Source organism: Thiocystis minor, assembly GCF_016653465.1.
GTDB classification, from domain to species: Bacteria; Pseudomonadota; Gammaproteobacteria; order Chromatiales; family Chromatiaceae; genus Chromatium; species Chromatium minus.
On the sequence record NZ_NHSQ01000085.1, the window covers coordinates 1 to 19,543 of the forward strand.

The window sequence follows — 19,543 nt, forward strand, 5'->3', positions numbered from 1 at the left end:
AACCGCCACGTCTCAACGAGGTGATGCGCCTCATCGCCCGTCTCGGCGGGTTTCTCGGGCGCAAGGGCGATGGCGAGCCCGGTTTGAAGACGATCTGGCTGGGCATGCAGCGCATCATGGACTTCGCGGCTGGAATCAAATATGCCAGGGAGATGCCGGACACGGAAAGTTGTGTGTAATGGGATGCCTCTAAGGGGGCTGGATGCCCTGTACGCAGATGCTTGTCGACACTTAGGCGCTGCTGTACTGGATTTCGCGTACACAGTATTTAGGGCCTTTGGGGGCAGCGCGCGATGCGCCTGTCAAAACTGAACGAATGATATGACAGAAGTCGGGAGTCGCCATGGATGTATGGGAGCAGTGTGTCAGGCAATTGAAGAGCGAATTGACGCCGGCAGAATTTAACACATGGATTATGCCACTCCAGGCACTGGTTGACGGCATTCAGTTACAGTTGTTTGCACCCAATCGTTTCGTGTTGGATTGGGTCCAAAATCATTATGAAAAAAGGCTGCTCGAACTTTGTGGGCTGCTCAGTAAAGGAATTGTTCTTCGGATCACATTTGAAGTTGGCGGGCTTGAACATGCCGTCGATCAAAAGCATGAACGCTCCCGATTCGTGGATCTTGCGGCCAATCCTGGGCTTGCAGAAAGGCGTTCAAATGCGCATTTAAATGCTGACTTTACCTTTGAGACATTTGTCGAGGGAAAATCCAATCAGCTTGCTCGGGCAGCGTCGATGCAAATCGGTCAGAACCCAGGAACGGCGTACAATCCATTATTTATCTATGGTGGAGTTGGTCTCGGCAAGACTCACTTAATGCACGCTGTTGGAAATATAATACTTACATCAAATCCCAGTGCACGTGTCGTTTATCTGCATTCCGAAAGATTTGTTGCCGAGATGATCAAAGCTCTTCAACATAACAAAATTGACGACTTCAAAAAAAACTACCGCTCGGTCAATGCCCTTTTAATTGATGACGTTCAGTTTTTTGCGGGGAAGGAACGATCGCAAGAAGAGTTTTTTCACACTTTTAATGCGCTCTTTGATTCACGCCAACAAATCATCTTAACGAGCGATCGATTTCCAAAAGAAGTTGTCGGTCTTGAAGAACGCTTGAAATCACGCTTTGGATGGGGCTTGACGGTCTCGATCGAACCTCCGGATCTTGAGACAAGCGTTGCTATCCTGCATTGCAAGGCGACTCAGTGGGGCGTTGAGCTTCCCGAGGATGTTGCATTTTTTGTTGGTCGCCGGATCCGGTCAAATATTCGTGAACTAGAAGGTGCCTTGCGACGCTTGATCGCAAATGCCCAATTCACCGGCAAGCCAATCAGCCTCGATTTCGCAAAACATGCTCTCCGAGATATGCTTGCCGCTCAAGACAAGCAAGTTAGTGTTGAAAATATTCAAAAAACTGTCGCAGAGTATTACAAACTTCGCACCTCTGACATGCTGTCGCCTAAACGAAGTCGTTCGCTTGCGAGACCAAGACAGATCGCAATGACGCTGGCAAAAGAACTTACGAAGCATAGCCTGCCAGAAATTGGCAACGCATTCGGGGGACGCGACCACACTACAGTGCTTCATGCCACTCGAAAAATTAAAAGCTTACGGGAAAGTGACGCAGGGCTAGACGAGGATTATAAGAATCTGTTAAGAATGCTTAACGCCTAATTTTGAATGCGATGTTCAGCTTTTTTGCTTTAAGTTGACTAGCTTCATGTAAGCAGATAGCGAATCGCAGTACTTTTTGAATTTACAATACTACTTACACATTTATGGAGAATGCGATGGAATTTGTCGTTAACCGGGAGATCCTGTTGCCCGCACTTGGGAAGGTGACTGGAATTGTCGAACGGCGTCAAACATTGCCAATTCTTGGCAATTTACATTTGGCCGTGGAAAGTGATCGTGTCACGATGACCGGGACCGATTTAGAGGTCGAAGTGAAAACGGTTTTTAATGTCGAAACATGCCACGCTGGAGATGCTACTGTACCAGCCCGAAAATTAATGGATATTTGCAAAAATCTCCCTGAAAGCGCCGATATTCGTCTGAAAATCAAGGATGATCGATGCGTTGTTACATCCGGTCGTGGGCGATTTTCGCTTGGCACATTACCGGCAGCTGATTTCCCGTTTATGGAGTCTGTACAAGATGGCGTTCAATTTTCGATTGGCGAATCTCTTTTAAAGCGATTACTGGAAAAGACTGCCTTCGCGATGGCACAACAGGATGTGCGATATTACTTGAATGGACTATTAATCGAGTTCGATACCGCAACACTGACTGCGGTCGCGACCGATGGTCATCGACTTGCAAAATTTCTCAGTAAAACTGCCGTTGGCATGAGCGAATCCCGGCAATTAATTGTTCCGAATAAAACCGTCCTTGAACTTCGCCGTCAACTGGGTAATTCTGAAGAATGCGCGATTATGAGCCTGGGGGAAAAGTGCTTTCAAATCTCAGTTGGCCATATGACGATGACATCGAAAATTGTTGATGGTCGATATCCAGAGTATGAACGCGTCATACCACGCGAACTTGGAAAAGTGGCTTTATTGAATAAAGAAGAGCTGAAACGTGCGCTTTCACGTACTGCGATATTGTCTAATGAAAAATATCGTGGTGTCAGACTGACATTCGTTCAAGACACACTCAGACTTCTCGCGCATAATCCTGAGCAGGAAGAAGCCGAAGAAGAGATTGAACTGGAATACAGTGATGACCAGATATCCATTGGTTTTAATGTTTCTTACCTGATGGACGTTCTCGGGGCCATCGACGGAACCGACGTGCAAGTTCAATTTCAGGATGGGAACAGCAGTTCTGTCTGGCGTGGCAAAGGTGCCGATGACGAAATATATGTTGTTATGCCCATGCGCCTCTGATTGGCTCTCCCGGATTTCATGCGGCAAATAACATTTTATAAATCATGATTTTACGCGAGCCACTCTCAAAACGCCGTATTCGAGCGATGTGATTTATGTGATCGACAAAGAGCCGCTTCTGAGCTTATTTAGGAATCGCCGAGATCGAACGCGTGGTCGAAAGTGGACCCCACGTCCAGGACAGTTATTCCCCGAATTCAAGTTGTGCTGCCGACCTCAATCGCAGCGGTTTGGCGCTGCCCCAGTGTTGTCTCGCCGACACGATCCACGATCTTCGCTCCCTCGCCTTCCCCCGAGCGGTAGACCTCCTCCGGCGTCGGGTACCCCAGGGATTGGTGCGGATGCTCGTGGTTGTAGAAGGCGAACGACGCGGTTGCGTCCCTCTGCCTTGGCGCGATAAACGGCGCGATCCGCCCGTCCGATCATCTGGAGTAACGAGTTTTCCAGCTCGGTGGTGAATCCAATGCTCACGGTCAGCGGGATCGGCGTTCCGCCATCCTCGAAATCCACCCGAGCGACGGCGGCGCGTACCCGCTCTAACACCAATTCTGCGTCATCGTCCTGTTTAAGCACGAGTAAACAGATGAACTCCTCGCCCCCGTAGCGCCCGACAATATCGGACACGCGCAACGATTGGCTCAGCGCGACGGCAATCCGCTTCAAGGCATCGTCGCCGACCAGATGGCCAAAGCGATCGTTGACCTGCTTGAAGTGATCCACATCGATCATGCCGAGCGCGATCTGAAAATGACCGCGCCGGGCATTGGCGTAGAGTTTTTCGCCCACTTCCAGGACATGACGCCGGTTGGCCAGCCCGGTCAGCACGTCGCGGGTGGCCGCCTCGCGCAGACGGCGCACATACTCCATCATGTTGGTGTTCTGGGTGACGCGGCAGAAAAACTCCTCCGCCTGAAATGGCTTGGCGATGAAATCGTTGGCGCCGGTCTTGAGCAGGCGGGCCGAGAGTCCGGGCTTGGAGGTATCCGACATACCGATGACGGCCAGATCTTCGCGGCGATATTGCTGACGGATGGCTTCGATCAGCTCCAGTCCGTTCATCTCGGGCATGTTGACATCGGTGATCACAAGACTGGTCTCGGGATGTTCAGCCAGCCGCTTCAACGCTTCCCTGCCGTTGTTCGCTGTCAATGTCTGATAGCGATAGCTCTCCAGCAGACTTTGCAGATACGCCCGAAAACTGGGCGAATCGTCAACCACCATCACCTTGATCTGACGGTTTTGCCACAGGCGTCCGAGCGTGTGCGCGACCTGTTCGATCTCGTTGCGATTGTGCTTGATGAAATAATCCACGACCTGCTTACTCAGCATGGTCTCCCGCAGCAAGGGATCCATGGAGCCGGTCAGCACCACCACCGGAATCCCGTGCCGCTGCACCAGATCCACGACCTGGCCCTCCGGCGCATCCGGTAGATTGAGATCCAGCACGGCGGCGAAGAACCGCGTGGGATCCAGGGCCAGCGCCGCCTGCGCCTCGGCCAGCGAACCCGCCTCCACCGTCTTCAATCCATGCGCATCGTCGAGATAGGCGCTCAGTAAACTGCGCAGGGAACGGCTGTCCTCGACCACCAGCACCGTGCCGGTCGCGCTGACGCTGGTCGCGTCATTAATCATCTGAATCATGGGGGCTTGCCTCTGTCGAGGACCGCCGAAAGTCACTGTTCGACAGGCCATACTCGAAACGCTCGAACTCAAGCCATCCCAGCCGCGAGAAAGAGTTCGGATTCTAAAGCGATTTCCGGCAAACATCATCTTCGCGTCGAATGCTGGCCCGGCGGACGAAGATTCGTGTGCAACGACGTTCGCCATCCCGGAGGGCACTGCCATTCAGTGAAGCCGTTCGTGGTGAGCGTGTCGAACCATGAACGGCTTCACTGAATGGCAGTGCATCCCGAAAGGAGTCCGCGCGTGGCCGGGATCAATACTCGAAGTTCCAGTCGAGTCCGGCCCAGCCAGTCGAAAGCGTCACTCGCCTGGCGGGTTCGGCCATGGGCGCGATCGCTCCCAGCGCAATGACGATCTCGGCCCGCGCGGCGAACCAGCGCGCCAGTTCGCCCTCGCCGTCCAGCGCGATCCGGCGCTCGGCGCGAGCGGCGAGTTCCAGCAAATCCAGCCGCGCGGCAGCGTCGGGCTGGGCGGCCAGCAGTTCGTCGACAGGCCGGGGCAGCAGCCAGAAGAGTCCGGCATCGGTCTGATCCAGCGCCTGTCGCATCACCTGTCGCGTCGCCGGGTCCGCCAGGGTGGCAGCGAGCACGAGGGCGCGATCCGGATAGCGGGCAACGAGCCGCTCCAAAACCAAACGGGTCAGGGTGCACAGCCGTCTCCCGCTAGCCGACCCCGCACCCGGCGCGGGGAGACCGACGATCAGCAGACGCACCACCCCCAGCCCGGAACGCGCCAGCAGGTTCGGCACGCCGCGCACGGCGAAACGGTCGAGATCCTTCATGGGCTCGGACAGTTCGGCATAGGGGATGAGCTGCGGATGATGCTTGCGGGCATTGTCGCGCACCGGGGCATAACTCCAGCCATCCAGAAACCGGTCGGCGGCCCAGCGCCGGTGTTCGATCCGGGCCAGCCGTTCCACCTCCAGCGGCGTGAAAGCGAAGGAGTCCACCATCTCCTCGACGACCGCCCGGCAGTCCGTGAGGGCCAGCTTGGCCCAAAGATGGTCCGCCTGATGGCGGTTGGCCTGCCGATAGGAGGTGGCCAGTCGCGGCCAGGGCTCGCCGGCCGGCTCGGTGCCCGGATCGCGTCCCTGCGCGGCGATGCTGTCGCAATACTGTTCATGGATGGTTCGGGCCGCCTCGTCGCCGAGACCATCGAGCAACACCTGAGGCCGGCAGGCTGCGTGGAGCGACGAGAAGGGGATGAGCTGTCCGTCCCAGTCCGCGATGTCGCCCCTGGCCGCGTCGTCGCCGATCTCCAGCAGAATCGGCGGCGAGGCGCGTTGCTCTCGGGCAATGGCCTGGATGAGCGCGCGCGCCACCCGAAGACCCTCCGCGCCGGGAGCGTCCGGGCAGACCAGGGCGAGAGTGACGGCTGGCGCGTCCTTGAGTGACGGTGACGCGAGTGGCGCGAACCGGATCTCCGCCACCTGACCAGCCTGGGGATACGCCGCCTGGAAACGCGCGGCCACGCGCTCCGTGTCATCGCAGAGAACGCTGACCCGTGGGCACGCATCGGCGTATTGGATCAGCCGCAGCGCCTGGACCAGAAAAGCGCCAGCAGAGGGCGTGAACCCCGCGATCAGCAGATGCGGCACCTGACCGAACGGCGGATCCATGCCGGAATGCAGCGGCCAGCGGGCGAGCAGCGCGCGCATGGCGCGGTTTTCGATGGCGAAGGTCTCCAGGCGCAGCCGTCCATCGAGGTTCAAGGTTGGAAGCGGGGGCGGCGGGTCGGCCGGGTGCATCAGGATCAGCCGGACGGGTTCGGCACCGAACCCTCGCCGGGCTTGATCTAGTCGGGCGGCGAACGGGGCGATCAAGCCCGCCGGGTCGGGTGGATCGGCCAGGATCAGGGTACGGATTCGGGCAGGCTTCAGCGTCGTCAGTTGGTCGGGCGAGACCAAGCGCACCCGTCGCCCATCCGCGCGCAATCCCGCGACGACACGCGAGGCGAGCGGCTCAGAGCCGCAGACATGGATAGGCGATGGGCCAAATAACATGGAGAGGCACTCGGGTCATTTCCAGGAAACGGCCCTGGGACCGCATCGTTATGACGCCTTCCCGTCTCCCGTCGACGCGAACGTCTGGGCCAGGATGTCGGCCACAGGTTCGACGGCATCCGCCATCTCCACCACCTGCATCAAGGCGTGCTCCCGCGCTCCGAGCGGGAAATCCTTAATCTCCCGGCCGTCACGCCACCAGTTGGCCAGCAGATCGGCCGTACCGCCCGTACCGGCCAGTATGATCAGGCGCAGACCCGCCCGCAACGCCAACACCACATCCAGCCGGGTAACGAGCCCGCCGGCGGCGACCAGGGTCAGGACTGGACCGTCGCCAGCAAGGCAGGTCGCGGCGGCGACGATCCAGGCCGATTCGTCGCCCCAGCGATCCCCTGGCGTCAGGAGAAAATGCGAGTGGTTCGGGTCAAGCCGCGCGCCCTCGCCGAATGTCCGCCCTCCAAACCGATCGGTGTCCCCACAATGTCCCGCCCCGCTCAGAACGCGGACCGCGGCACGCGACGGCCGTGTCTCCAGCGCCACCGTGCCGCGGTCCGCGACCCCGAGCAGCGGAAAGCGGGCGGCGGTCCGATGGCGCGCCTGACCCATCAAGGCCATGACTCCAAAGGCGGTGCCGCCATCGACGACCGTGACACCCAGCGCATCCAGCCGGGGCGCCAGTCGCTCGAACAGGCTGCGCAGGGCCGCCGCCACCGCCGGATCGAGATTCGCGGCCCCGCCGATCAGCACCAGCACCGGACGGGGCACGGACAGCCCCAGCGCGTCGAGCGCGCCGGCGAGGGCGGTCACGGCTTCGGATGGCGCGCGCCCGGCGCCTGCCGCCGTCATCTCGCCGAGATCCAGCGACCCGCTCCCGTGAATGCGGCTCGGCGCGCGAGGTTCCGTTCGCCCTTCGACCGGCCTGTCCTGAGCGAAGTCGAAGGGCTCAGGACGCACGGAACCTCGGCAAGGTCTTTCCCGGAAGTCGCCTTACTCGGACTCATGCAGGATCGTGCCCTGCTCGTCGAGCAGCGTGACGCGCATCGGAATGCCCTGGCGGATGCTCGCCGACACCACGCAGAAGTCCTCGAACAGGGTCTTGCAGCGGGCGAAACGGGGCGACTGCGTGACGACATCGGTCAGAATCAGCCGGACCTCCAGACCGCCGATGCGCTGACGTTTCTTCTCGTTGCGGACCATGATGCAGTCAACCTCGGTACGCAGACAGTGCTCTGGCGGCTCCTCCTTGAAGACGCAATAGAGCAGGCTCGCGCTCAGACAGTTGGCGGCGGCGGCGGCCAGCAGGCGCGAGGCGTTCGGCCCCTGCTGCTCGCCGAGCGGCGGGGGTTCGTCCATCAGCAGATCGGGCGCGCGCTTCCAGTCGAACGCGACATTGATCTGAAAACCTTCGCGTTGCTCAAGATGGATGGTGAAACGGCCTTCTTCGGACATGTTCTTTCCTCGATCTCGGTGGTTATCGCGCTGAACCTGTGGATGATGACGACCGTCGGTGACGGGTCTTGGGATCCCTGAGAGAGCGCACGCCGGTGGCCCGTAAAGACTGCGGATCGGCAGCGAGGGCACGCCAATCGCCGCCGACGATGATCGGCCGGCCGCGCAGCCGGCCGCGATAGACATAGATCCAGGCGCGACCATAGGGCGTTGCGATCCAGTGTCGATCATAGAGGATCGGATAGTCCTCCAGCCGGTCGAGTTGGCGCAAACCGGCGCCATCCAGGGCATAGACCTCGCCGAGGATCGCGGTCGCCCCGCCACGGGCCGCGCCCGGATAGGCGCCGATGCGATACAGTGTAAAGCAGGGCGCGGTGCGATGCGGCCCCAGCCAATCCGCGCCGTTCAGCAAGCGATGGTTGACTTCCCCGCGCAACAGGGTGCCATAAACAAAGACACGATGACGCATGGCGGCGGTCTCAGGATGCGAGCGGGGCGCCCGGCATGTCCGGCAACTGGGTTTGCGTGTCCATGGAAGTGTTCCCGCGGGAATCGGTTGAAAGACGCAAACTATACCATTCAGGTCAATCGCCTCTAAACCGCATCGACGCCGACGGCCCTGGGCGAATCCCATCTGGCCGATCCCGCGCGACGACACGCCGCGCGATGGCCGCGACTTAACAGCCTTGGACGACACGATGACAGAAGACAACCTTTGGCGTCTCCTCCGACCGCTGGCATTCCGGCTGGATCCGGAGCTGGCGCACAATCTGACCCTCGACCTGCTGTCGCGCTGGTCGACGCTGTTCGCGGGCAAACTGGATGACGGCGACATCGCCCGCGCCCCGGACCTGGCGGTCGAGGCGATGGGACTGCGCTTTCCCAACCCGATCGGGCTGGCCGCCGGACTGGACAAGAACGCGGAAGCGGTGTCGGCCTGGCAGGCGCTGGGCTTCGGTTTCGTCGAGGTGGGCACGGTCACGGCCCTGCCCCAGCCCGGCAACCCCCGGCCACGGCTGTTTCGCTTGCCGCGGGATAGCGCGATCGTGAACCGGATGGGGTTCAATAACGAAGGCGCGGAAGCCATGGGACGGCGGCTGGAACGCCTGCGCGCGCGTGATCTGCTGCAGGTACCGCTCGGCGTCAATCTCGGCAAGTCCAAGGTGACGCCACCGGAACAGGCCGCCGCCGATTATCGCCGCAGTTTCGAGCGGCTCGGCGAACTGGCCGATTATGTGGTGGTGAATATTTCGAGCCCGAACACGCCGGGTCTGCGCGATCTGCAACGGGTCGAGGAGGTCGAGCGAATCGTCGCGGCGATCCAGGGGCCGAATCAGCGCCTGTCCCGCCCGCGCCCGCTGCTGGTCAAGCTGGCGCCGGACCTGGCCGATACGGACGCCATCGACTGCGCCCGCGCCGCGCTCGGAGCGGGCTGCGCCGGCCTGATTCTGACCAATACCACCATCCGCTTCGTGGGGCTAGCCAGTGCGACCGATGGGCTCAGCGGCGGACTGTCCGGCCAGCCGCTGCTGGCGCGCAGTACCGAGTTGTTGGGCCGGGTCCGCGCGGCGCTCGGTCCGGAGCCGGTGCTGATCGGTGTCGGCGGCGTGATGGATCCGGCGGGGGCGGCGGCGAAGCTGGCCGCTGGCGCCAATCTGATTCAAGTATATACGGGGCTGATCTATCGGGGGCCGAGGTTCGCGCGGCAATTGCTGCGCGCATTGGCCGTCAGTCAATCGGGATGATGGCGATGCGTGACGCCGCAAAGCGGCGTCACGAGATCTAATCCTGTTCATCCTGTCCATTGACGGCCTCTCGGTGTGGACGAGTTTTTCAGGAAATCGCCTAAGACAACGCGGCCGCGAGATCCGCGGCCGGCATGGGCCGGCTGAACAGATATCCCTGACCCTCGATGCAACCCTCTTGCAGCAGGAAGTCCACTTGAGCCTGAGTCTCGACTCCCTCGGCGAGCGTCTCCAGACCGAGGCTGCGGCCGAGCGCAAGGATCGCCCGCACGATGGCGTCGTCGTTGGAATCCTGCGTGAGCTTCTCGACAAAGGAGCGGTCGATTTTCAGACGATGCAGCGGCAAACGCTTCAGATAGGCGAGCGACGAGTAGCCCGTGCCGAAGTCGTCCACCGCCAGGGTGACGCCCAGCCCGCGCAAAGCCGCCAGGGTTTTGATGGCAAGCTCGGCGTTGCGCATGATCATGGACTCGGTGACCTCCAGTTCGAGGCGCTCTGGCGCGACCCCGGTCCGATGCAGGATCTCCCGAATCTCGTCCACCAGATCGGCGCGCTCCAGTTCCCGCACCGAGAGATTCACGGCCAGCCGCGGCACATGAAAACCGGCTTGATCCCACACGATCATCTGCCGGCAGCTTTCTTCAAGCACCCAGGCGCCCAGCCGGTCGATGAGTCCGATGTCCTCGGCGACCGGAATGAACTGGTTGGGCGGAATCAGACCCAGCGTGGGATGTTGCCAGCGGCACAGCGCCTCGACCCCGCAGAGTTGCCCATCGGCGAGCGCCAGTTGCGGGTGATAATGCAGAATGAATTCATTACGCAGCAGCGCGCCGTGCAGATCGTGCTCCAGACGCAACCGCTCGGCGGCGCCCTCGGTCATAACGGACTCGAAGAAACTGAACCCGTTGCGCCCGCCATTCTTGGCCTGATACATGGCGATATCGGCATGGCGCACCAGGACATCGATCTCCACCCCATCCTGCGGATAGAGACTGATCCCCATGCTGGCGGTCACGAAAAGTTCATGGCCCTCCACGTTGAACGGCTGGCTGAAGGCCGTCATCAGCCGTTCCGCGAAATTGGCGGCGAAACGCGCGGCGGGAATGTCTTCCAGGATGATGACGAATTCATCGCCCCCCAGACGGGCGATGGTGTCGGCCGCCCGCACCTGTTTGGACAGGGTCTCGGCCACCTGTTGCAGGAGTCCATCGCCGATCGAGTGGCCGAGCGTGTCGTTGACGATCTTGAACCGATCCAGATCCAGAAACAGCAGCCCAACCAGACGCTGATGGCGCGCGGCGCGCTGCAGACACTGTTCCAGACGGGCCTGAAACAGACTGCGATTGGGCAGGCCGGTCAGCGGATCGTGGTGGGCCAAATACTCCAGCTTCTCCTCGGAGCGCTTGAGGTGGCTGATATCGCGGAACACGCCGACGTAATGGGTCAGTTCGCCATTCCCGTCCACCACGGCGCTGATGGTCATGAGTTCCGGATAGATCTGGCCATTTTTGTGACGATTCCAAAGCTCGCCGCGCCACTGACCGGAGCGGTTCAGTTCGGCCCACATCGCCTGATAGAACTCGGCATCGTGCCGCCCCGAGTTGAGGATGCGCGGCGTGGCGCCCAGCACCTCCTCCTCGGCGTAGCCGGTGATCTCGGCAAAGGCCCGATTGACGGCCAGGATGCGCTCATCGGGGTCGGTGATGACGACGCCCTCGGCGGTATTCTCGAACACCCGCGCCGCCTGACGCAGCGATTTATCGGCGTCCATGCGGGCGGTGATGTCCTGGATCGTCCCCAGGAGCTTGGTGGCCACGCCGTGGAGCATCACCGGCTCGCAGGCCACCTGCACCCAGAGCGGCCGGTCGCTAGCCGTGACGAGCCGGGCCTGGATATCGAATGGCTGACCCAGCGAGACCGCCAGGTCCATGACCTTCTGCAGCTTGACGCGATCGCTGGGATGGAAAAATGTCATCCCGCTCTCGAAGGAGGGTGCCCCGTCCGGCTCGACCTCGAAGATTTCATAGGTGACGCTGGTCCAGCGCATGGCGTTCGTCACCGGGTCCAATTCCCAGCCGCCGACCTTGGCCATGCGGCCGGTGGCGTTGAGGAAATCCTCGCTGCGGCGCAGCGCCTCCTCGAAACGTTTGCGCTGGGTGATGTCACGGTTCACCCCGCGTCGCCCCAGATAGCGTCCGTCGTCCGTGACCACCGGATTACAGATGTGCTCGATCCAGCGTTCCTGGCCGTCGCGGGCGAAAATGCGGAATTCCACGCTGCCCACATGCTCGACCGTGCTCGACGCCAGCTCCCGACAATGGTTGACCCAGAGTTCCCGATCCGCCGGATGAATCAGGTGGGTGAAGAGGTCGGGGTCGTCGACAAAGCCTTCGGGAGGATAGCCGGTCAGCTTGAGACAGGCCGGCGAGACATAGCGATACTGACCGTCCGGACCCAGCCAATACTCCCAGTCCGGACTGTATTGGGCCAGCACCCGATAGCGCTCGCGGCTGTCGCGCAGACGTTCCTCGTCGTCATGCCGGTCGAGAAAGACGGCGACATGGGTCGCGACGGCGTTGAGTAACGACCGTTCCTCGGGCAGGAAAATCTCATGCTCCTCGTCATCGTCATCGTCGTGCGGTTGCGCGCGATAGACGACCGTGAGATCCCCCTGCCGGCCGCCGGCCAGGGGGATGGGCGCGGTCAGGGACCAGTCGGTCATCCCGAACCCCTGGGTCTCGAAGCTGGCATGGGGCAGACAAATCCGGGCCTCGGCAAGATCCGAGAACCGCCAGGCGGCAGGCAGGCGCTCGACCACTTGCCGGATGACCTGCTCCACGGGGGCCTCGACCCGGCTGGTCGCGGCCAGCACGTCATGGAGACAGGCGAGTTCCTTGAGCCGCTCCTTCAAGTCGGCTTCGCTGCGAAACAGACGTTCGCCGGTCTCGAACAGATCCCGGCGTTGCTGAACCGCCTCGGTGCGGTCGATCACCGCGCAGACGAACTGCGGCGCCTCGTCATCGGTCTTGGGCAAGGGGGCGAAATGGAGGTCGCCGATGAACTCGCCCGCGTCGCCGCCGCGAAACCGGACCTCCGGGATGACCACGGTCTGATTCCCTGAGAGCTTGGACCAGGCGCCGATGACCGCGCCCCGGTCCGCCTCGGCGATCAGCCGCGCGAAAAAATGCTGATGAAAATGGATGTCTCGCAGATTGAACAGCCGTTGCGCCGCCAGGTTGCTCTCCTTGACCAGACCCGTGCGATCGATCACCAGCTCGGCCACGGGCAGGCCGTTGAAAAACGCCGTGAAGCGATCGAGCGACTCCTGGCTGTGACGCTGGCTGTGCAGCAGTTCCTCGTTCTGGATTTCGAGTTCAGCCTGATAGATCCGCAGGTTTTCCACCAGGGCGGCAACCTTGAGGTCGCTCCCCGCCAGCACCTCGTCGGCGAGGTCGAAGCGCCCCTGTTGCAGCGCGGCCAGCGCGCGCTCGCGCAGTTCCTCGGGGGAGATGTCGATCAGATCATGGATGCTGCCCTGCCCCTCCCGCACCCCGGTCTTCTGTCTAATCATGGTTGCCCGTCGACCACTTGCTGATATTGATGTGACTCACGATGACTCCCCCGCCCGGATGATCGATCGGCGCGACATGCATAATGTACCAACGCTGCTCATCCGGCGAGTGGCAGGGATATTCCAGGGAGAATGCCGTGGTCTTGCCTTCGAGCACCTGCCGGATGCCGTTCATCGCGTTGCCGGCGGTCGGCTCGTCCACGATTTGGCGCATGTCGCAGACTTCCAGATAGTTTGTCCCAAGTCCCGAGTATTGCAGCGTCGGATTGCCGTTGTCCTCCGCAAAAGCGCGCCAGGCACGGTTGACCATGGTGATGACACCCTTGGAATCGAGCACGGCGACATGCTCGGGCAGCGAGTCCAACACCGCCTGGAGACGTTCCACGTCCCGCAGCGTGGTGATATCCACGAAGGTGGCGACCGCACCGCGCGCCTCGCCGGCGCGCACCGCGTAGGGATGCACGCGCGCCAGATAGTGCCGTCCGTTGGCGGCGTCGATCTCGCGCTGGAGCATCTCGCCGCTGGCGATGGTGCGATGCAGCTCGGGGAGAAATTCCGGATACTGGAGCAGATTGGCGAAGTCGTCGATAGGGCGTCCTAGATCGCCGTCGCGAATCTTGAACAAGGCGGTCGCCTCGGGCGTGAAACGGGTCAGACGCAGTTGCGAATCCACGAAGACGGTCGCGATCGAGGCGGCCTTGGCCATGCCGTCGAGATCGGCGTTGAGCCGGTTGAGAATCTCGATCTTTTCCTGATTCTCGGCGTTGACGGTATAGAGTTCCTCGTTGACCGATTGCAGCTCCTCGTTAGAGCTTTGCAGCTCCTCGTTGGAGGCCATGAGTTCCTCGTTGGTGGCCTGCAACTCTTCGTTGGCGGTTTCCAGTTCCTCGATGGTCGCCTGGAGGCTTTCGCGGGTCGCCGCCAGTTCGCGTTCCAGGGTCTCCAAACGCTGGGCCGTCTCGCGGTCGAGACTGAGCGTCTCCATCTCGGTCAGGGAGGGCGTGGCGGAACGCCTGCCGCCCGCGGCATCGATCTCGACGGCGACACTCGGCGCGGTTTCTGTCTCGAAGGACAGCAGCAGGTTGAGCTCGCCGTGCGGCGGGTCGATGGGTCTGGCGACCAGGTGCAGACGCTCGGTGCGGCCCTCATCCAGCGAGAGTCCGAGCAGGTCGGAGCGCAGCGGCGAGCGATCGCGCGCGGCTTTATAGAGCAGCGCCTTGGCGATGGCCACCAGCGAGCTGGGCAGCAGCTTCGCCAGATCCAGAGTGGCCGCGCCCTCGCCGATGCGCAGGTAATGCGTCACATCGCCAAACACATGCAGCAGATCGTGACGTTGATTCAGGAGCAGGCTGGTCGGCGCGTAGCTACGCAGCAGCAGATTCTGCGCGGCATCGATGGCGGCGGCATCGCTGGACACGCCATGGGTGCGGATCCCTGGACGCGGCCGGGCGCCTGTCACCGAGCTGCGCGAGAGCGACGCGATGGCGGTATCCAGTGGCAGCGCGACATGGCGCAGGATGCGATAGATCTTGTGCTTGGAGCTGACGGCGGTGAAGTCGGTCTGGAGATTGGCGAGCGTCTCGCTGGGTCCGAGAAAGAGGAAGCCGCCCGGCGCCATGGCGTACTGGAGCCGGCGCAGCGCGCGCTCCTGGGCCTCGGAGCGGAAATAGATCAGCAGATTGCGGCAGGACACCAGATCCATCCGGGTAAAGGGCGGATCCTCCAGGAGATTGTGCCGGGCAAAGATGATGCTCTGACGGATCTCGGTCTTGACCACGAAATGGTTGCCGCGCCGCAGAAAGAATTTTTCCAGCCGCTCGGGCGAGATTTCCGCCGTGATCGCCTCGGAAAAGACGCCAGCACCGCCCGTCTCGACGTTCTGGGGCTCCACGTCGGTCGCGAACAGCTTGAAATTCGGCCAGCGGCGCGCCCGATCGAACGCCTCGGCAAAGAGGATCGCCAGCGAATAGGCCTCCTCGCCGGTCGCGACCCCCGCCGCCCAGACTCGCAGCGGCTGATTGTCGGCGCGTTCGGCCACGATGGTCTTGACGGCGGTGTCGGCCAGGATCTCGAACGCCTCGGGGTCGCGGAAGAAGCTCGTGACCGGGATCAGCAGCTCGCGGCGCAGGGTCGCCAGTTCACCCCGATCCGTGCCCAGCAGTCGCACATAGTTCAGCAGATCCGGCGTCTGGCGCACTTGCATGCGCCGCTCCATCCGGCGCATCACGGTGGCCGGCTTGTATTCGCGGAAATTGATCCCGCCGGAATGCTGCAACAGGTGCATGACCTCTTCGTGGGCACCGTCCTGATCGATCTCGGCGGCCAGCACCGGCACCCGGATCTTGACGTGAGGCAGTTGGTGGATGTGTTCGAGCAGACGGGGTCCGAGTTCTTCCGGCGGGAGGATCGCATCCACCAGACCGGTGGCGATGACGCTGCGCGGCATGCCGTCGAATTTGGAGGACTCGGGATCCTGAGCAAGCAGGAAGCCGCCGGCATCGTTGATCGCCACCGAGCCGCGGGTGCCGTCGGAGCCGGTTCCGGAGAGGATCACGCCGATTCCGCGATTGCCGAACTCCTTGGCCAGCGAGCTGAAGAAATGATCGACGGGCAGGGTCAGGCCGCGCGGATTCTTGGGGCTTAGGCGCAACGCATTGCCCGAGGCGCTCATCATGCTGGCGGGCGGGATCAGATGCACCCGGTCCGCCTCGATCTTCATGTCATGCTCGACGGTCACCACCGGCATAGCGGTATGACGCGACAACAGATTCGCCATCATGCTCTTGTGATCGGGCGAGAGATGCTGGATCACGACATAGGCGGCACCGCTGTTGGCGGGCAGACCTTGAAAAAAACGCTCCAGTGCGTCCAGTCCGCCCGCCGAGGCTCCGATCGCAACGACATAGCCTTTGAATCGATTCGGGGAGGCGCTCGCCTCCATGCTCTCGGCAACATTCGGGACATTGGACATAGTAATGATCTTTTCGCCTGCTTCGTCATGAGTCATGAATGACTGCCTTATGTCGGTTCCGCGCTGGTTTATCCCGTCACCCGGCCGTCATCGGTCGATCCGACCTGGAGCCAGGCGCTCGTGAAACCGCGGAGGAGTATTCTAACGCCCTCCCTGCCTGTCTTTCAGGTGCGACCGTCGCCACAGCATTGTGCTGCCGCCAGTTTACCCGTACCACCCCGATCCTGCCGATCGATCTGAAGCAAATTCAACCGCGTTCGGCCTGATCGACGCCCTGTCGAGCGATCCCCGCCACCCGGGATCAGCCAAGGTCTTACCGCATTCGGCATCCTGCCGAATCAGCTCGCCGCCTTTCTCGCAGGCTCCCGAAACGTCTTGCGAATGCCTCAAAGAGACTCGGCCGAGCGGGGGGCTGACCGATCCAGGGTCACAACCGCTTGCCGCACCCCGCGTCCATACAGACTGCTGACCTTAAAGCTCAGATCATTCCAGTGGATGCGATCGCCCACCAAGGGCGGCCGGCCGAGTTCGCTCAGGATCAAGCCAGACACGCTGTCGACCTCCGGGTGTTCCAACTCCCGCCCGATGAGGGTGCCCAGCGTATCCAAACGAACCGTTCCCTGTACCTGATAGCTGTCCGCCCCGACCGGGAGGGCATCGGGGACATCGTCCTCCCCCTCCTCGATATCCCCGACCGCCTCGGCGCAGATATCCTCCACGGTCAGGATGCCCGCCGTGCCGCCGTGCTCGTCCATCACCACGATCATTTGACTGTGCACTCGGTCCATCGCGGCGAGCACATCGTCCAGGGTGGCGGTTTCCGGCAGATAGGCGGTTTCCCGAACCATGGTCGGGGCGAGACCCGAACCCTCGCGTAGCGGTCCGAGCAGATCCTTGATATGAACCGTGCCAATGATGTGATCGAGATCGCCCACGTAGACCGGATAGCGGGTGTGGCGATGCAGGTTCAGGATCTCGCACAGCAGGGCGTCGTTCGCGCTGACCGGGATCCCATGCGTGCGCACCCGCGGCACCATCGCCTGCGCGGCCGAAATCTCGCTGAAATCGGCGAGTTCCCGAAAGATCCGACCGCTTTCCTCGCTGATCAGACCGCTCTGCTGACTCTCGCGCGCGACCGATTCCAGTTCTTCCGGGGCAAGATAATGCGCGGCGTCGCGACCGCGCTCGAAACCCACCAGACGCAGCAGCAGGTTACCCGTCAGATTGAGCCCCTTCACCAGCGGATACAGCAGCAGCCCGATCCACAGCATGGGCGGAGTCACCCACAGGGCGACCCGCATCGCGTGGTTCAGCGCCAGCGCCTTCGGGATCATCTCGCCAAAGACAATATGCAGATAGGTGATGGCCGCGATCGCGAGGACGGCGGACAGACCGTGCGCCGTGATCTGCGCGCCAGGGCCGGCGAAACCCGCCAGGATCAGCCCCTGTTCGATAAAGGCGGCGAGTGTGTGTTCGCCATACATGCCCAAGCCGAGGCTTGCGAAGGTGATGCCGATCTGCGCGGTCGCGACATAGCGATCGAGGCGGGTCGGGTCGTCGAGGACGGCGACGATGCGTTGCGCGCGCGGGTCGCCAGACTCCGCGCGCGCCGCCATCGCCGCGCGCGGGGTGCCGATGATGGCGAATTCGGCCGCGACGAACAGCCCGTTGAGCGCGACCAGAACCAGGATGACCAACAGGACAATCGTGAACTCAATCATGCGCGTCTCCCGGCGTCCGCGCGGGTCGCGCCAATACTGAGCGAATCGCCGCGCCGTCCATGCACTCGATCTCGAAGTCGATGCCGGCCGCGGTGCATTGATCGCCGACCTCCGGGATCGCCTCAAGCTGTTCCAGCAGCCAGCCAGCCAGGGTCTCCGCCTCGCCGGCATCCCAGGCGGGGGTGCCGAGGCTTTGCGCCCACTCGATCGACTCGTCAATCGGCAACCGACCTGGCAGCCGCCAGCGGCCATCGGGCAGCGACTCCGGCGCCAGATCGAACGCGGACTTGAACTCGTCGGAGAGTTCGCCAAGCAGTTCGCGGATGATGTCTTCGAGACTGATGAGCCCCTCGATATCCCCAAACTCGCTGACCGCCAGCGCGATGCGCGCGCGCCGGTCGCGTAACTGCCCGAGCGCGCGGTCGATCGTCAGCCCGCTCGGCAGCGCCAGCAGCGGGCGCACCAGCGCTGGCAGCGTCGCCGGGTCGCCCCCGCTGGCAATCGTCACCGCCAGATCCTTGACGTGCAGAAAACCGCGCATGTTGTCGAAGTCGCCCTGATACACCAGGAGCCGGGTGTAGGGCGAGGCGTCGATCTCCGCCAGCAAGTTCGCCAGCGGCGCGTTCAGGTCCAGGCTGGCAATCTGGCGCCGTGGCACCATCAACTGGCGCACCGTATGACGACAGAGTCGCAGCGCCTCGCGCAGACGGGTGCTGTCCTTGGCCTCCAGGAGCCCGCCGTCGCGGCTCTCGCGGATCAGCAGATCGATTTCATCGGGCGCATGAACATGCCGGTGGCTGGTCTCGGGGTTGACGCCGAACCGCCGCAGCACCAGGTTGCCGCTCCCGTTGAGCAGGCTGATGAAGGGTGCATAGAGGATCAGCGACCAGCGCATCGGCAGATAGGTAAAGAGCGCCGTGCCGACCGGATATTGAAGCGCCACCGTCTTGGGGATCAATTCGCCGAAGATCACCTGGGTCGACGACAGCACCACCAACACGACGGTGGCCGAGAGCGCGTAGGCGCCAAGTGGTTCGAGTCCCCCGTGCGACACCAGGATTGCGCCGAGGGCCAGGCCGATGGTCGCCTGTCCGAAGGCGCCGAGCACCAGGCTGGACAGCGTGATGCCGATCTGACAGCCGGCGATATACCGGTCCAGGCGACCGGAATCGCGCATGATCGGCAGCAGGGACGCAGCTAGGCGGTGACCCTGCGCGGCGAATTGTTCGACGCGGGTCGCCCGCGCGCCGACGATGGCGAATTCGGCGGCCACGTAGAGTGCATTGATGAGAATGAGGACGACGACGATCAGAAAGGGCCAGAGGCTCATCCGGGCGATCTCGCATCGTGCTGGCGACCGCGAGCCGGGGAGAACCGCGTGGCAGGCGTGTCGATAAACGCGCTGTCAGGATCCGGAGAGTCCGGATCCTCGCCGGAATCGTCCGCGGATTCCGCCATTGCCGGCGGGGTGTCTGTGCTGTTCATAGGATTTCAGTCAGGGTG

At 62.0% G+C, this 19,543-nt stretch carries 13 protein-coding genes; 4 read left to right on the forward strand and 9 right to left on the reverse strand.

Annotation, left to right across the window (positions count from 1 at the left end; all coding sequences use genetic code 11):
* The 3 genes from CCR95_RS12280 to dnaN all read left to right on the forward strand — a co-directional run.
* Positions 1-179: IS4 family transposase (locus CCR95_RS12280; protein ID WP_276570259.1), on the forward strand; the 179-nt coding region annotated here is incomplete at its 5' end.
* Between the two features lie 164 nt (positions 180-343).
* Complete coding sequence (gene dnaA, locus CCR95_RS12285; protein WP_201094699.1) at positions 344-1,681, forward strand: chromosomal replication initiator protein DnaA; 1,338 nt, start codon at positions 344-346, stop codon at positions 1,679-1,681.
* A 116-nt stretch (positions 1,682-1,797) separates the two neighbouring features.
* Positions 1,798-2,898, forward strand: a complete 1,101-nt coding sequence (gene dnaN, locus CCR95_RS12290; RefSeq protein ID WP_201094700.1) for a DNA polymerase III subunit beta — start codon at positions 1,798-1,800, stop codon at positions 2,896-2,898.
* A 216-nt stretch (positions 2,899-3,114) separates the two neighbouring features.
* Here the strand turns inward: dnaN and CCR95_RS26115 are convergent, their stop codons facing one another.
* The 5 genes from CCR95_RS26115 to CCR95_RS12315 all read right to left on the reverse strand — a co-directional run bounded on the left by CCR95_RS26115 (position 3,115) and on the right by CCR95_RS12315 (position 8,501).
* A complete protein-coding gene (locus CCR95_RS26115) occupies positions 3,115-4,539 on the reverse strand; it encodes a GGDEF domain-containing response regulator (protein WP_420825657.1) in 1,425 nt (474 codons plus the stop codon).
* A gap of 295 nt (positions 4,540-4,834) precedes the next feature.
* Positions 4,835-6,583, reverse strand: a complete 1,749-nt coding sequence (locus CCR95_RS12300) for a RyR domain-containing protein (protein WP_201094701.1) — start codon at positions 6,581-6,583, stop codon at positions 4,835-4,837.
* A 48-nt stretch (positions 6,584-6,631) separates the two neighbouring features.
* A complete protein-coding gene (locus CCR95_RS12305) occupies positions 6,632-7,429 on the reverse strand; it encodes a hypothetical protein (protein WP_242523214.1) in 798 nt (265 codons plus the stop codon).
* A gap of 141 nt (positions 7,430-7,570) precedes the next feature.
* On the reverse strand, positions 7,571-8,032 hold the full coding sequence (locus CCR95_RS12310) for an OsmC family protein (RefSeq protein WP_201094702.1): 462 nt from the start codon (positions 8,030-8,032) through the stop codon (positions 7,571-7,573).
* Positions 8,033-8,054: 22 nt separating this feature from the next.
* Positions 8,055-8,501: a gamma-glutamylcyclotransferase family protein gene (locus CCR95_RS12315; RefSeq protein WP_201094703.1), complete on the reverse strand. Its 447-nt coding sequence runs from the start codon at positions 8,499-8,501 to the stop codon at positions 8,055-8,057.
* A 229-nt stretch (positions 8,502-8,730) separates the two neighbouring features.
* On the opposite strand from CCR95_RS12315, the gene CCR95_RS12320 reads away from it, so the two are divergent.
* Positions 8,731-9,777 carry a quinone-dependent dihydroorotate dehydrogenase gene (locus tag CCR95_RS12320; protein ID WP_201094704.1) on the forward strand — a complete coding sequence of 349 codons (1,047 nt, stop codon included), beginning with the start codon at positions 8,731-8,733 and terminating at the stop codon, positions 9,775-9,777.
* Between the two features lie 100 nt (positions 9,778-9,877).
* Here the strand turns inward: CCR95_RS12320 and CCR95_RS12325 are convergent, their stop codons facing one another.
* The 4 genes from CCR95_RS12325 to CCR95_RS12340 form a co-directional block, all read right to left on the reverse strand.
* Positions 9,878-13,348: a bifunctional diguanylate cyclase/phosphodiesterase gene (locus tag CCR95_RS12325; protein WP_201094706.1), complete on the reverse strand. Its 3,471-nt coding sequence runs from the start codon at positions 13,346-13,348 to the stop codon at positions 9,878-9,880.
* Entirely contained in the window at positions 13,341-16,319 is a 2,979-nt protein-coding gene (locus tag CCR95_RS12330; RefSeq protein ID WP_201094774.1) for a chemotaxis protein CheB, read from the reverse strand. The genes CCR95_RS12325 and CCR95_RS12330 overlap by 8 nt, the downstream gene beginning before the upstream one ends.
* Before the next feature lie 386 nt (positions 16,320-16,705).
* Entirely contained in the window at positions 16,706-18,040 is a 1,335-nt protein-coding gene (locus CCR95_RS12335) for a hemolysin family protein (protein ID WP_201094707.1), read from the reverse strand.
* Positions 18,033-19,370 carry a hemolysin family protein gene (locus CCR95_RS12340; protein ID WP_201094708.1) on the reverse strand — a complete coding sequence of 446 codons (1,338 nt, stop codon included), beginning with the start codon at positions 19,368-19,370 and terminating at the stop codon, positions 18,033-18,035. The genes CCR95_RS12335 and CCR95_RS12340 overlap by 8 nt, the downstream gene beginning before the upstream one ends.
* Positions 19,371-19,543: the final 173 nt, after the last annotated feature.

Coding starts and splice junctions, on each gene's coding strand:
- dnaA (WP_201094699.1), top strand. CDS start 344: ATGGATGTATGGGAGCAGTGTGTCAGGCAATTGAAGAGCGAATTGACG.
- dnaN (WP_201094700.1), top strand. CDS start 1,798: ATGGAATTTGTCGTTAACCGGGAGATCCTGTTGCCCGCACTTGGGAAG.
- CCR95_RS26115 (WP_420825657.1), bottom strand. CDS start 4,539: ATGATTCAGATGATTAATGACGCGACCAGCGTCAGCGCGACCGGCACG.
- CCR95_RS12300 (WP_201094701.1), bottom strand. CDS start 6,583: ATGTTATTTGGCCCATCGCCTATCCATGTCTGCGGCTCTGAGCCGCTC.
- CCR95_RS12305 (WP_242523214.1), bottom strand. CDS start 7,429: ATGACGGCGGCAGGCGCCGGGCGCGCGCCATCCGAAGCCGTGACCGCC.
- CCR95_RS12310 (WP_201094702.1), bottom strand. CDS start 8,032: ATGTCCGAAGAAGGCCGTTTCACCATCCATCTTGAGCAACGCGAAGGT.
- CCR95_RS12315 (WP_201094703.1), bottom strand. CDS start 8,501: ATGCGTCATCGTGTCTTTGTTTATGGCACCCTGTTGCGCGGGGAAGTC.
- CCR95_RS12320 (WP_201094704.1), top strand. CDS start 8,731: ATGACAGAAGACAACCTTTGGCGTCTCCTCCGACCGCTGGCATTCCGG.
- CCR95_RS12325 (WP_201094706.1), bottom strand. CDS start 13,348: ATGATTAGACAGAAGACCGGGGTGCGGGAGGGGCAGGGCAGCATCCAT.
- CCR95_RS12330 (WP_201094774.1), bottom strand. CDS start 16,319: ATGTCCAATGTCCCGAATGTTGCCGAGAGCATGGAGGCGAGCGCCTCC.
- CCR95_RS12335 (WP_201094707.1), bottom strand. CDS start 18,040: ATGATTGAGTTCACGATTGTCCTGTTGGTCATCCTGGTTCTGGTCGCG.
- CCR95_RS12340 (WP_201094708.1), bottom strand. CDS start 19,370: ATGAGCCTCTGGCCCTTTCTGATCGTCGTCGTCCTCATTCTCATCAAT.